Annotated in this window: 14 protein-coding genes; 4 read left to right on the forward strand and 10 right to left on the reverse strand. The window is 72.5% G+C overall.

Going from position 1 to position 12,984, the window contains the following annotated elements; genetic code table 11:
• Positions 1–4: 4 nt before the first annotated feature.
• The 7 genes from priA to hisD form a co-directional block, all read right to left on the reverse strand.
• Complete coding sequence (priA, locus tag BM085_RS12015) at positions 5–727, reverse strand: bifunctional 1-(5-phosphoribosyl)-5-((5-phosphoribosylamino)methylideneamino)imidazole-4-carboxamide isomerase/phosphoribosylanthranilate isomerase PriA (RefSeq protein WP_093887070.1); 723 nt, start codon at positions 725–727, stop codon at positions 5–7.
• Between the two features lie 4 nt (positions 728–731).
• The gene (locus BM085_RS12020) at positions 732–1,073 is read right to left on the reverse strand and encodes a hypothetical protein (RefSeq protein WP_031160028.1); all 342 of its coding nucleotides are present in this window, start codon (positions 1,071–1,073) and stop codon (positions 732–734) included.
• 31 nt (positions 1,074–1,104) lie between these two features.
• Positions 1,105–1,740, reverse strand: coding sequence for an imidazole glycerol phosphate synthase subunit HisH (hisH, locus tag BM085_RS12025; protein ID WP_177245081.1), 636 nt, complete (start codon positions 1,738–1,740; stop codon positions 1,105–1,107).
• On the reverse strand, positions 1,731–1,886 hold the full coding sequence (locus BM085_RS44360) for a hypothetical protein (RefSeq protein ID WP_177245072.1): 156 nt from the start codon (positions 1,884–1,886) through the stop codon (positions 1,731–1,733). The genes hisH and BM085_RS44360 overlap by 10 nt, the downstream gene beginning before the upstream one ends.
• 40 nt (positions 1,887–1,926) lie before the next feature.
• Positions 1,927–2,547: an imidazoleglycerol-phosphate dehydratase HisB gene (gene hisB, locus BM085_RS12030; RefSeq protein WP_093887072.1), complete on the reverse strand. Its 621-nt coding sequence runs from the start codon at positions 2,545–2,547 to the stop codon at positions 1,927–1,929.
• Positions 2,544–3,614 (reverse strand): histidinol-phosphate transaminase, encoded by a 1,071-nt coding sequence (locus BM085_RS12035; protein WP_177245073.1) that lies wholly within the window; start codon positions 3,612–3,614, stop codon positions 2,544–2,546. The genes hisB and BM085_RS12035 overlap by 4 nt, the downstream gene beginning before the upstream one ends.
• A 67-nt stretch (positions 3,615–3,681) precedes the next feature.
• Positions 3,682–4,989: a histidinol dehydrogenase gene (gene hisD, locus BM085_RS12040; protein WP_093887073.1), complete on the reverse strand. Its 1,308-nt coding sequence runs from the start codon at positions 4,987–4,989 to the stop codon at positions 3,682–3,684.
• 99 nt (positions 4,990–5,088) lie between these two features.
• Here hisD and ybaK point away from each other — a divergent pair, with 99 nt between their 5' ends.
• Positions 5,089–5,589 carry a Cys-tRNA(Pro) deacylase gene (gene ybaK, locus BM085_RS12045; protein ID WP_093887074.1) on the forward strand — a complete coding sequence of 167 codons (501 nt, stop codon included), beginning with the start codon at positions 5,089–5,091 and terminating at the stop codon, positions 5,587–5,589.
• Positions 5,590–5,685: 96 nt separating this feature from the next.
• On the forward strand, positions 5,686–7,077 hold the full coding sequence (locus BM085_RS12050) for an amidase (protein WP_093887075.1): 1,392 nt from the start codon (positions 5,686–5,688) through the stop codon (positions 7,075–7,077).
• Here the strand turns inward: BM085_RS12050 and BM085_RS12055 are convergent.
• Positions 7,064–7,612: a hypothetical protein gene (locus BM085_RS12055; protein ID WP_093887076.1), complete on the reverse strand. Its 549-nt coding sequence runs from the start codon at positions 7,610–7,612 to the stop codon at positions 7,064–7,066. The two genes, BM085_RS12050 and BM085_RS12055, sit on opposite strands and share 14 nt — an antisense overlap.
• A 98-nt stretch (positions 7,613–7,710) precedes the next feature.
• Here BM085_RS12055 and murA point away from each other — a divergent pair, with 98 nt between their 5' ends.
• Positions 7,711–9,027 (forward strand): UDP-N-acetylglucosamine 1-carboxyvinyltransferase, encoded by a 1,317-nt coding sequence (murA, locus tag BM085_RS12060; protein WP_093887077.1) that lies wholly within the window; start codon positions 7,711–7,713, stop codon positions 9,025–9,027.
• A gap of 52 nt (positions 9,028–9,079) precedes the next feature.
• Positions 9,080–11,377, forward strand: coding sequence for a transglycosylase domain-containing protein (locus tag BM085_RS12065; RefSeq protein WP_093887078.1), 2,298 nt, complete (start codon positions 9,080–9,082; stop codon positions 11,375–11,377).
• Between the two features lie 98 nt (positions 11,378–11,475).
• Here the strand turns inward: BM085_RS12065 and BM085_RS12070 are convergent, their stop codons facing one another.
• Both BM085_RS12070 and BM085_RS12075 read right to left on the reverse strand, forming a co-directional pair.
• A complete protein-coding gene (locus BM085_RS12070) occupies positions 11,476–12,360 on the reverse strand; it encodes a hypothetical protein (RefSeq protein WP_093887079.1) in 885 nt (294 codons plus the stop codon).
• On the reverse strand, positions 12,353–12,868 hold the full coding sequence (locus tag BM085_RS12075; RefSeq protein WP_093887080.1) for a SigE family RNA polymerase sigma factor: 516 nt from the start codon (positions 12,866–12,868) through the stop codon (positions 12,353–12,355). The genes BM085_RS12070 and BM085_RS12075 overlap by 8 nt, the downstream gene beginning before the upstream one ends.
• Between the last annotated feature and the right edge of the window lie 116 nt (positions 12,869–12,984).

The following is a 12,984-nucleotide window of genomic DNA, read 5'->3' on the forward strand; positions in this document are numbered from 1 at the left end:
CAACCTACGAGCTCACCGCGGCCAGGGCCTCTTCGAGGGTGAAGGCGTGCGCGTAGAGGGCCTTGCCGACGATCGCGCCCTCGACGCCGATCGGCACCAGCGAGGCCAGGGCGCGCAGGTCGTCCAGGGAGGACACGCCGCCGCTGGCGACCACCGGCTTGGCGGTACGGGCGCAGACCTCGCGGAGCAGGTCGAGGTTGGGGCCGCGCAGGGTGCCGTCCTTGGTGACGTCGGTGACGACGTAGCGGGGGCAGCCGTCGGCCTCAAGGCGGTCGAGCACCTCCCACAGGTCGCCGCCCTCCTTGGTCCAGCCGCGGGCGGCGAGGGTGGTGCCGCGGACGTCGAGACCGATCGCGATCCTGTCACCGTACTCAGAGATGATCTTGGAGCACCAGGAGGGGTTCTCCAGGGCGGCGGTGCCGATGTTCACCCGGCGGCAGCCGGTGGCCAGCGCGGCCTCCAGGGAGGCGTCGTCACGGATGCCCCCCGACATCTCCACCTTGATGTCGAGGGCGTCCACGACGGTGGCCAGCAGCTCGCGGTTGGAACCTCGGCCGAAGGCGGCGTCGAGGTCGACCAGGTGGATCCACTCGGCGCCGGCCTCCTGCCAGGCGAGCGCCGCCGACAGAGGGTCGCCGTAGGAGGTCTCGGTGCCGGCCGCCCCCTGGACCAGGCGGACCGCCTGGCCGTCGGCGACGTCCACGGCGGGCAGCAACTCTAGCGACATCTGATCAGGACCTCCGGTCGAAGACAAGGGTGACGAAAAGCGGCACGAAGAGCACCGAGAGAACCAGCACGCCGAGCCGCGCGGTCCACGACGACCACAGCAGCCAGGCGATCACCTGGACGATCAGGAAAAGGACGGCCACGAGGCCGTTCTGCGCGCGGCGGCGCCGGGCCATGATGCCGCCCTGGACGGCGACCCGGACGGGCCTGCGGGGCAGGAGGGCGGTGACCCGGCCGACGCGTTCGCGCCGCCGGGCCAGGCGGGCCTCGCGCTCGGCGCGCAGGGCCGCCTGGCGCGCCTGCTCCGCCTCACGCTCGGCCCTGCGCCTGGCCCGCTCCTTGCTCACCGGCGGCTCACCCGGCACCTCATCCGGCGGCTCACTTGACGGTGCCGAGCCAGTTGGTGAGCAGCTGGGCCCCGGCGTCGCCCGACTTCTCCGGGTGGAACTGGGTCGCCATGAGCGGGCCGTTCTCCACCGCGGCGACGAACGGCACGCCGTGCTCGGCCCAGGTGACCAGGGGGTCGGTGAAGCCCGGTCCGGCCCGCAGCTCCCAGTCGCGCACGCCGTAGGAGTGGACGAAGTAGAAGCGCGTGTCCGGGGCGATCCCGTCGAACAGCACGGTGCCCTCGGGCGCCGTGACCGTGTTCCAGCCCATGTGGGGCAGGACCGGCGCGTCGAGCCGCTCGACCGTGCCGGGCCACTCCCCGCAGCCCTCGGTCGTGACGCCATGCTCGACGCCCGTCTCGAACAGGATCTGCATGCCGACGCAGATGCCCAGGACGGGCCGGCCGGCTGACAGGCGGCGGTCGATGATGCGGTCGCCGCGCACGGCGCGCAGCCCGGTCATGCAGGCGGCGAACGCGCCGACCCCCGGGACCACGAGGCCGTCGGCCTCCATGGCCGCCTCGTAGTCGGAGGTCACCGTGACACTCGCCCCGACCCGGGCCAGGGCCCGCTCCGCCGAGCGGAGATTGCCGGACCCGTAGTCGAGAACGGTTATGTTCACCACCAGAGCACCGCCGCGGTAGTCGCCAGGGCGGCGAGGGCGGCCAGCAGCACCGCGCCCACCTTCAGACCCTGTTTGTAGAAGGAGACGATCCCGCCGACCAGGAAGAGGGCGATGAAGGCCATGGCGACGGCGGTCCAGTTGTCGCTCACGCGCCCTCCCCCGCCGGCCGCGCGGCTACGCCGGGCCCGCTCACAGCACGCCCTTGGTGCTCGGCACGCCGGTGGCGCGGGGGTCAAGCTCGGAGGCCTCGCGCAGCGCCCGCGCCAGGGCCTTGAACTGGGCCTCGACGATGTGGTGGGCGTTACGGCCGTAGGGGACGTGGACGTGCAGGCAGATGGCGGCCTGGGCGACGAACGACTCCAGGATGTGCCTGGTCATCGTCGTGTCGTACTCCGCGCCGATCATCGGGGCCATGCCCTCGGGCTCGGTGTGCACCAGGTACGGGCGGCCGGACAGGTCGACCGTCACCTGGGCGAGGGCCTCGTCGAGCGGGCAGGACGCGCTACCGAACCGCCGGATGCCCGACTTGTCACCCAGGGCCTCACGGAACGCGGCCCCCAGGGCGAGCGAGGTGTCCTCGATCGTGTGGTGGGAGTCGATGTGGAGGTCGCCCTCGGTCTTGACCCTCAGGTCGAACAGGCCGTGCTTGCCGAGCTGGTTCAGCATGTGGTCGTAGAACCCGACGCCCGTGGCCACCTCGACCTGCCCGGTGCCGTCGAGGTCGACCTCGACCAGCACCGAGGTCTCCTTGGTGACGCGCTCGACGCGGCCGAAACGCTTGGCGGACTCGTCTCCGGCGAGACTGCTCACAGGGATCCCTCCAGGGCGGCGCGGAAGGCCGCCATCTCCTCGGTCGTTCCGATCGAAACTCTCAGCCACCCGGGCGGCCCCACCTCTCGGATCAGCACTCCGCGATCGAGCACGCCCCGCCAGACCGCGTGCCGGTCCGCGAAGCGGCCGAACAGCACGAAGTTGGCGTCGGAGTCGGCGACCGCCAGCCCCTTGCCGCGCAGCCACTCCACCGTCGCGTCCCGCTCGGCCCGCAGCGCGTCGACGGTGCCGAGCAGCTCCTCGCGGTGGGCGAGCGCGACGCGCGCCGCCGTCTGGGTGAGCGTGGACAGGTGGTACGGCAGGCGGACCAGGAGCAGCGCCTCGATCACCGCCGGGTGGGCGGCGAGGTAACCGAGCCTGGTGCCCGCCATCGCGAACGCCTTGGACATGGTCCGCGTGACGATGAGCCGGGGATTGTCCGGCAGCAGCGTCAGCGCCGACGGGGTGCCGGTGCGGGCGAACTCGAAGTAGGCCTCGTCCACGACGACCATGCCGGGCGCGGCCTCGACGATCCGGGCGATCACGGCCGGGTCGAGCGCGGTGCCGGTGGGGTTGTTGGGCGAGGTCAGGAAGACGACGTCGGGCCGGTGCTCCTCGATCGCGGCGACGGCCTTGTCCGGGTCGATCCCGAAGTCCTCCTCGCGCGCCCCGGAGATCCACTCGGTCGACGCGCCGGTGGTGATGATCGGGTGCATCGAGTAGGAGGGCTCGAAGCCGAGCGCGGAACGGCCGGGGCCGCCGAAGGCCTGCAGGATCTGCTGGAGCACCTCGTTGGAGCCGTTGGCGGCCCAGACCTGCTCGACGGCCAGCCCGTGACCCAGGTAGCCGGCCAGGTCCCGGCGGAGCGCGAGGGCGTCGCGGTCGGGGTAGCGGTTGAGCCCGGCCGCGCCGTGCCGTACGGCTTCGGCCAGGTCGGCGACCAGGGACGCGGAGGGCCCGTAGGGGTTCTCGTTGGTGTTGAGCCGGACCGGGACGTCGATCTGGGGGGCGCCGTACGGCGACCGCCCCCGCAGGTCGTCCCGGATCGGCAGGTCCTCAAGCTTCACGGAGACGTCTCCCAGTCGGAACGGGCGCGGGCGGCCGCGCGCCCGGTGAGCACGGGCCGGGAGGTCCTCATGAGGGGACCTCCCAGTCGAACCTCGCGCGGATCGCCGCACCGTGCGCCGGGAGGTCCTCGGCGTCGGCCAGGACGCACACGTGGGCGGCGGCGCCGGCGAGGGCCTCGCGGGTGTAGTCGACGACGTGGATGCCGCGCAGGAAGGTCTGCACCGACAGTCCGGAGGAGTGGCAGGCGCAGCCGCCGGTGGGCAGCACGTGGTTGGAGCCGGCGAGGTAGTCGCCGAGCGAGACCGGCGCGTAGGCGCCGACGAAGATGGCCCCGGCGTTGCGGACCCGGGCCGCCAGCGCGGGCGCGTCGGCGGTGTGGATCTCCAGGTGCTCGGCGGCGTAGGCGTCGACGACGCGCAGCCCGGCCTCCATGTCGTCGACGAGGATGATGCCCGACTGACGGCCGGACAGGGCCTCGGTGACGCGCTCGCCGTGCTTGGTGGCGGCGACCTGGCGGGGCAGCTCCCGCTCGACGGCCTCGGCCAGCTCGGCGGAGTCGGTGACCAGGACGGCGGCGGCGATCGTGTCGTGCTCGGCCTGGCTGATCAGGTCGGCGGCGACGTGCACGGGGTCGGCGGTGGAGTCGGCGAGGATCGCGATCTCGGTGGGACCGGCCTCGGAGTCGATGCCGATGCGCCCCTTGAGCAGCCGCTTGGCGGCGGCGACCCAGATGTTGCCGGGGCCGGTGACCATGGTGGCCGGCGGGCACTCCTCGGTGCCGTAGGCGAACATCGCCACGGCCTGGGCGCCGCCGACGGCGTAGACCTCGTCCACCCCGAGCAGGGCGCAGGCGGCCAGGATCGTCGGGTGCGGCAGCCCGCCGAACTCCTTCTGCGCGGGCGAGGTGACCGCCAGGGAGGACACCCCCGCCTCCTGGGCGGGGACGACGTTCATGACCACGCTGGACGGGTAGACCGCCCGGCCGCCGGGGACGTAGAGGCCCACGCGCTCGACGGGGACCCAGCGCTCGGTGACGGTGCCGCCGGGCACGACCTGGGTGGTGACGTCGGTGCGGCGCTGGTCGCGGTGGACCAGGCGGGCGCGGCGGATCGACTCCTCCAGGGCGGCCCGGATCCTGGGGTCGAGCTCCTCCAGCGCCCTGGTGACCGTCTCGACGGGGACCCGGGTGGACTCCAGCTCGACGCCGTCGAACCTCGCGGTCAGCTCCCGCACGGCCTCGACGCCGCGATGATGCACGTCCTCGCAGATCGGCCGCACCTTCTCCAGGGCGGCTTCGACGTCGAGTTCGGCACGGGGCAGCACGTGGCGGAGGTCCTCCGGGAGGGCTCCGCGCAGGTCGGTACGGGAAATCACCTGTCCAGTCTACGGAGGTCCGGCACCCGGTCTCGTTCCGTCCAGCATCCGGACATAGCCTTTACAATGTAGATTTTAATCAGACAGTAAGCTTCGCCCGTGAGCAAGAGCAAGAGCAAGGGAGGCCAGGGGACCCCGGCGACGGTGGCGCTGACCCAGGCCAAGGTGGATTTCACCCTGCACCCCTACGAACACGACGCCGGCGCCCAGGCCTACGGCGAGGAGGCCGCCGACGCGCTCGGCCTGCCGTACGGGCGGATCTTCAAGACGCTCGTGGCCGAGGTGGAGGACGGGCTGGCTGTGGCGGTGGTTCCGGTGGCGGGCAAACTGGACCTGAAGGCGTTCGCGGCGGCGCTCGGGAGCAAGCGGGCGGCGATGGCCGACGCGGCCAAGGTGGAGCGGGTCACCGGCTACGTGGTCGGCGGGATCAGCCCGCTGGGGCAGCGCAGGCGGCTGCCGACCGTGATCGACGCCTCCGCCCTGGACTTCGCGACGATCTACTTCTCGGCCGGCCGGCGCGGGCTGCAGATCGAGACCGCCCCGGCGGAGCTGGTACGCCTGACGGAGGCGATCACCGCCCCCATCGGCAAAGCGGGCTAGTCCCCCCGGCCATGCCGTTGTCGAAGGTTGCCGACGCGGGCGGCGGCGGCCTTCGGCCAGACTCGGCGCAGGCCGTACCGTGATCGGGGGGAGCAGATGTTTTACCTGACCGCTACCGAGATGCTCGAACTGCTGCGCACCAGGCAGGTCAGCGCGGTCGAGCTGCTGCGGGCGCACCTGAGCCGGATCGAGGAGGTCAACCCGCGGGTCAACGCGGTCGTCACCCTGGTGGCCGAGCGCGCCCTGCGGGAGGCGGAGGAGGCCGACCGGGATCTGGCGAGGGGCCGGTGGCGCGGGCCGCTGCACGGCCTGCCGGTCGCGCACAAGGACCTGGCCGACACCGCCGGGATCCGCACCACGTACGGCTCGCCGCTCTTCGCCGACCACGTCCCGGACGCCGACTGCCTGATCGTGCGGCGGATGCGCGAGGCCGGGGCGATCACGGTCGGCAAGACCAACACCCCGGAGTTCGGCACCGGCTCGCACACCGTGAACGAGATCTTCGGCGCCACCCGCAACCCGTACGACCTGTCGAGGTCGGCGGGCGGCAGCAGCGGCGGGGCCGCGGCGGCGCTGGCGTCCGGGATGGTGCCCCTGGCCGACGGCTCGGACATGGGCGGCTCGCTGCGCAACCCGGCCTCCTTCTGCAACGTGGTCGGGCTGCGGCCGACGCCCGGACGGGTGCCGTCGCCCTCTCCGACGGCGGCGTGGTTCACCCTCGGCGTGCCGGGCCCGATGGCCCGCACCGTGGAGGACCTGGCGCTGCTGATGAGCGTGGTGGCCGGGTTCGACGCCGCCTCTCCCCTGGCGGTCGCCAGGAGCGGAGCGGTCTTCACCGAGCCCCTGGAGCTGGACCTGACCGGGCTGCGCGTCGCGTGGAGCCCCGACCTGGGCGGGCTGCCGGTGGACGTGGAGACGGCGAAGGTCACCGCCCAGGCCCCCGCCGTGCTCGCCGGGCTGGGCGCGCGGGTGGAGCGGGTGGAGCTGGACCTGTCGGACGCCGAGGACGCGTTCCGGACCTACCGGGCGTGGCACTACGCGCTGTCCTACGGCGACCTGCCCCAGGACCGCCTGGGACCGAACGTCCGCTGGAACGTCGAACGGGGACGCGCGGTGACCGGGGCGGACCTGGCCAGGGCGGAGCGGCTGCGCAGCGGCCTCTACCGGCGGATGACCGCCTTCTTCGGCGCCTACGACTTCCTGATCGCGCCGGTCAGCCAGGTGCCGCCGTTCCCGGTGGACGCGCCGTACGTCTCGGAGATCAACGGGGAGGCGCTGCCGGACTACCTGGCGTGGATGCGCTCGGCCTACTGGATCAGCGTGCTGCACGCCCCCGCGGCGTCGGTGCCGTGCGGGTTCACCGCCGGGGGGCTGCCGGTGGGGGTGCAGATCGTCGGGCGGCCCTTCGCCGACCTGGAGGTGCTGCGGCTGGCCCACGCCTTCGAGCGGGCCACCGGGCACGGCGCGCGCAGGCCTACTTTCCGCTGATGTCGTAGGCGGACAGCGGCCCGTAGGGGTCCTGCCCGCCGAACGGGCGGCGCAGCGGCGAGTCGCGGTAGCCCGCGACGCCCTCCAGGGCAAAGAAGAGACCGACGGCCAGCAGCGGCCAGGCGCACATCACCCCCCAGGCGGTCAGCTCCAGCGGACCGGGGGTCACGGTCATGCCCGGTCCGGCGGCGGTGACGCTCCGCGCGCCGAGGTTGACCGCCTGGCCGACCACCAGCGTGAGGTATCCGCCGAGCAGCCCGCCGGCGGCCAGGCCGAGCACCACCGCGAGCGGGCGCCCCCGGCGCGACAGGAGGTAGCCGGCGGCGCCGCAGACCAGCCCGAGCACGCCGGTGACGACGGCGAACCAGCCGTCGGCCGCGATGAGCGCCTGGGTGGAGGGATCGGCGAGCAGCGGCCCCTGCTTGGTCATGACGTACGGCGGGCGTGGCGCGAGAAGCGACCACAGGACACCGGCGGCCCCTCCCAGGAGGCCGAGCACGAGCACCGTGACGGCGAAGTCGCGCGCATGCCGCAATGTGTTTCCCCTCACCCTCTGTACTGGTGTGCCCGATGTTACCGACCCTCCGGCCCATGATCCCCGAGACTTCGACCGAATCCCGTTAGTCTGTCCGGGTGAACGAAGAGGTATGGCTGATCGAGCCCTCCGGGCCGCTCCGTGGCGACGTCGAGGTCCGCGGGTCCAAGAACGGCGTCTCCAAGCACATGGTCGCCGCGATGCTGGGCACCGGTGAGAGCACGATCCACAACGCCCCCGACGTCGGCGAGGTCGGGATCACCGCGCAGATGCTCCGGGCGCTCGGCATCGACGTGGAGATCACGCCCCGGGAGATCCGCATCGCCCAGGGGCCGCAGATCAACCCGCACGTGCCCGCCGCGTTCACCGGCCTCAACCGGATCCCCATCCTGATGCTGGGCCCGCTGCTGCACCTGGCGGGCGAGGCGTTCGTGCCGCTGGTGGGCGGCGACCCGATCGGACGCCGGCCCGTCGACTTCCACGTCGAGGCGCTGCGCGCCATGGGGGCCGAGGTCGAGGTGAGCGACACCGGTGTCTACGCCAAGGCCAAGCGGCTGCGCGGGACCCGGCTCGAACTGCCCTACCCGAGCGTGGGCGCCACCGAGACGATCCTGATGTCGGCGGTGCTGGCCGAGGGCAAGACCGTGCTCAAGGGCGCGGCCATGGAGCCCGAGGTGGTGGAGCTCGCCCTGTTCCTGCAGCGCATGGGCGCGCGCATCGAGCTCAGCCCCGACCGGCGCATCGTGATCGAGGGCGTGGACCGGCTGCGCGGCGCCTCCACCTGGCTCAACGGCGACCGGATCGAGGCGTTCTCCTACCTGGCCGCCGGCCTGATCACCGGTGGCGAGGTGCGGGTGCACGGCTGCCCGCAGGACCGGCTGGTCACCGCGATCACCACCCTGGCCCGGATGGGCGCCGAGATGGACATCACCGACGACTACGTGTCGGCGTCGGCACCGGACGGGCTGCGGGCGGCGGCGGTGCAGACCGACACGCATCCGGGCTTCATGACCGACTGGCAGACGCCGCTGATGGTGCTGTTCACGCAGGCCCAGGGCATGTCGGTGCTGCACGAGACGGTGTTCGAGAACCGGCTGGTCTACGTGCCCGCCCTGCAGCGGATGGGCTGCGAGATCGAGGTCTTCGACGTGTGCCTCGGCGGCCCGGCGTGCCGCTACCACGACACCAACGCCAAGCACTCGGCGGTCGTGCGGGGCGTGTCCAAGCTGCGCGGCGCCGACGTGACGCTGCCCGACATCCGGGCCGGCTTCTCCGCCGTACTCGCCGCGGCGGCCGCGGAGGGCACCTCCACGTTGCGCGGGGTGCACCACATCGAGCGGGGCTACCACCGCCCCTTCGAGCAGTTCGCCTCGCTGGGCCTGAAGGTCAGCCGGGAAGAGGCCCCCCAAGGGTAAAGTTTTCCACCCGGATGTTTGTGCTCGATCATCCGGCCGCACTTTACTATCTGTGACTGCGCGACGACATGAGGTGAGGCGCGACCCCGTCGTGTGCCTGGGCGGGCTGCTGGCCTGCGGCGTGCTCGGCGGGCTGCTGGCGGCGGCCACGGCGCTGCCGCTGGTCGGCAGCGCCGGGATCACCGTCAACAACGTCGCGCGCACCGTGACCGACCTGCCTCCCAGCCCCCGGGAGGACCCTCTCCCGCAGCGCACGGTGCTCCTGGACAAGAACGGCAAACAGTTCGCCCAGTTCTACACCGAGAACCGGACGATCGTGCCCCTCGACAAGGTCGCCCCGATCATGCGGCAGGCGATCGTGGCGATCGAGGACTCCCGGTTCTACGAGCACGCGGGCCTCGACGTCAAGGGGACGCTGCGGGCGCTGGTGACCAACACCCAGGCGGGCGGGGTGCGGCAGGGCGGGTCCTCGCTCACCCAGCAGCTCGTCAAGAACATCCTGGTCGAGAACGCCCAGACCGGCGCCGAACGCGCCCAGGCCCGGGCGCCGAGCCTCAAGCGCAAGATCACCGAGCTGCGCTACGCGCTGGCGATGGAGAAGAAGTACACCAAGGCCGAGATCCTGGAGCGCTACCTCAACATCGCCTACTTCGGCGCGGGGGCGTTCGGGATCGAGGCGGCGGCCCAGCGCTTCTTCTCGGTCCCGGCGTCGGCCCTGTCCCTGCGGCAGGCCGCGACGCTGGCCGGCGCGGTGCGCACGCCGTACGCGACGGACCCGTCGCTGGACGAGCGGCGCCGCGCCCGCCTGCGGGAGCGCAGGGACACCGTGCTGGACCGGATGGCCCAGGTGGGGAACATCACCCCGGCCCAGGCCGTCGCGGCCAAGAAGAGCCCCCTGGGCATCCGGCTGAAGCCCGAACCCGGCGGCTGCGCGGAGAGCTCCTACCCCTACTTCTGCATCTACGTCCACAAGGAGCTGCTGACCAACCCGGTGTTCGGCCACACCCGCGCCGAGCGGGAGCGCCGTCTGGCCAGGGGCGGCGTGGTGCTGCGCACCACCGTGGACCCGGTCGCCCAGCGGGCGGCGCAGCGGGCCATCTCCGCGCGGGTCGACCCGCGCGACACCGAGGTCGCGGCCGAGGCGATGATCGAGCCGGGGACCGGGCGGATCCGGGCGATGGCGGCGAGCAAGAAGTACGGCCGCAACTCCGGCAACACCAACAACGGCCCCCGGACCACCTACAACCTGCCGGCCGACGTGGCGCACGGCGGCGGGCAGGGCTTCCAGGCCGGATCCACCTTCAAGGTGTTCACCCTGACCACCGCGCTGAACAAGGGCTGGCGGTTCGACGAGGGCTTCATGACGCCGGGCCGGTTCGTGCCCGCGTCGGGGTACGTCGACTGCCGGGGCCGCAAGGTCAACGACCCCAACGCCGAGGTCTTCAACGCCAGCGGGGAGGGCAAGGGCGGCCCGCAGAGCATCTCCACCGGCACCTGGAAGTCGGTGAACATCTTCTACATGATGCTGGAACGGCGCGTGGGCCTGTGCCCGGTGGTCAGGACCGCCAAGGCGCTCGGCATCGTCCGCGCGGACGGCAAGCCGCTGCGCGAGGTGCCGACCTTCACCCTCGGGGTCAACGAGATGGACCCGGTGACGGTGGCGGGGGCGTTCGCCGCGCTCGCCGCGCGGGGGCGCCAGTGCCAGCCGATGGCCATCTCCGACATCGTCCAGCGCAACGGCAGGCGGGTCCAGGTGCCGCCGAGCTGCACGCAGGCGATCGATCGCGAGGTGGCCGACGCGGTCAACCACATCCTGTCGGGGGTGTTCACCAAGGGCACCATGACGGGTCAGGGCATCGGCCGCGACGCGGCGGGCAAGACCGGCACCAACAACGGCTACACCTCGGCGTGGTTCGCCGGATACACCCCCGACCTGGCCGCCGCGGTCAGCGTGGGCGACATCCGCGGCTCCTACCGCCACCCGCTGCGCGACGTGCGGATCGGCGGCGAATACTACGGCGCGGTGCAGGGCGCCTCCCTGCCCGGCCCGATCTGGGTGTCGTCCATGTCCGCCGCCCTGGAGGACGTCCCGCCGTCCTCCTTCCGCCACCCGGACATGGGGCGTTTCGGCGGCGGCTTCACCCCCGGCATGGAGAAGGACAAGGACGAGAAGGACGGGGAGGGCGAGCGCCGCGCCGCCGGGCGGCGCGGCGGCTGGGGGCACGCGACCGGGCGGCGTACGGGCGACCGCCCGCACCAGCGGAACGCGCGCGACCAGGCCGGATACGGCGACCGCGCCGACCGCCCGTACCGGGGGTGGCGGGACGGGCCGTATCGCGGCCGCCGCTGAGCCGGTGACGGGCGGCTCGCGTCCCGGCGGCGAGCTCGGAAGGTCTCCCGAGGGCTCCGGTCGCCGCGGGTGAGCCCTCGGACGGTCTCCCGGGGAGTTCAGCCGCCGGCGGGCGCCTCGGTGGCTTTCCCCGCGTCCCCGCCGTCGGCGGCGGGCGCCTCGCTGGTCGTCCCCGGGTCCCCGTCGGTGGCGGTAAGGCCTTGGGCGATCTTCTTCAGCTCGCGCTCGACCGCTTCCCGGGTGCCCAGATCTTTGACGAAGACCGGGCTGAGCATGATCTCGGCCATCCGCTCGGGGCCCATGTCGAGGAACATCGTGGGGGTGCCCTTGCCGCCGTCCTCGCCGACCCACTGGGTGATCAGATAGCCGGTCCGGTCGCCGATGGTCACTTCCTCGCCTTTGGAGTCGTCACGGGAGGACCGGCCTTTGGAGTCGAAACGGTAGGACTGCACGCGCTCGCGGGCCTCCTGGAGGGCCTGGCCTTCGTGGACGAAGATCTGAACGCAGTAGAAGCCGTTCTTGTCGCCGTCGTAGTTCCACGAGGTCGTGTACGCGTCACCCCAGTCGCTCGACCGGTGGGACCACTGCAGGCCGTCGGGCAGGTATCCCACCTTGACGCGCCCGAAGGCCTTTCCGTCGCTCAGGTCCCCGAAGTCGAGGGTGGGCGACGGGGTGGGCGACGGGGTGGGCAGCGGGGGTGGTTCGAAGGGCTGCGGCACGGCGGATCCGGTGCTGTCGGGTGACACCACCGCGGCCACCCCCTCGGCCGCGGGCCCGGACACGACCGCGGGCCCGGAGGCGAGGATCAGGCCGGCGGGGACCGTGATCCCCACGACGGCCGCCGCGGCGGCCACCGCGACGTACCTGGTCCGCACCGTCCTCCTGCGCCGTGAGGAGCGGATGACCCGGTCCACCAGGTCGGGTGCGGCGCGCAGGTGCGCCGTCTCGTCCGCCATGACCTGGCGGAGGTCGTCCTCAAGCATGGACATTCCTGATCAGCCCTTCCACTGATTGGGCGCCGATCGCCGACCGGAGCTTGGTGAGCGCTTTCGACGCCTGGCTTTTCACGGTGCCCGCCGAGCAGCCGAGGATCTCCGCGGTCTGGGTCTCGCCGAGGTCCTCCCAGTAGCGCAGGACGACCACCGCGCGCTGCCGGGGAGGCAGGGCTCGCAGGGCGTCCATGAGCACGTGGCGCAGGTCGACGTCGGTCTCCCTGACCGGCAGTTCGGGCGGGGTGTGCGTCGGGATGATCCGCAGGATCGCCCGGCGCCGGGCGCGGCTGATGGCGGTGTTGACGATGACGCGGCGGACGTAGGGCTCGGGGTTGTCGTAGCGCACCCGGTCCCACTTGCGGTAGGTGCGCTCCAGCGCCGTCTGCAGCAGGTCCTCCGCCTCCCGGTCGTCGCCGCACGCGAGGTAGGCGACCCGCAGCAGGCTGGTGCCGCGCGCGGCGACGAACGCGGCGAACCCGTCGTCCTCCGGGCCGCTCACGCCTGTTCATCCGATTTCATGCCCCCTAATACGTCCGGGCCGGACAGACCGTTGCCCGCATCGACCACCCCGATTCCAGGAAATTCATGGATTCGGCGGGCAACGCCCCGGACGGC

The organism is Streptosporangium canum (assembly GCF_900113865.1).
Classification (GTDB): Bacteria; Actinomycetota; Actinomycetes; order Streptosporangiales; family Streptosporangiaceae; genus Streptosporangium; species Streptosporangium canum.

What these genes read in the sequence shown, in the direction of transcription:
- BM085_RS12050 (WP_093887075.1), top strand. Translation starts at nt 5,686, where the DNA reads ATGTTTTACCTGACCGCTACCGAGATGCTCGAACTGCTGCGCACCAGG.
- BM085_RS12070 (WP_093887079.1), bottom strand. Translation starts at nt 12,360, where the DNA reads ATGCTTGAGGACGACCTCCGCCAGGTCATGGCGGACGAGACGGCGCAC.
- priA (WP_093887070.1), bottom strand. Translation starts at nt 727, where the DNA reads ATGTCGCTAGAGTTGCTGCCCGCCGTGGACGTCGCCGACGGCCAGGCG.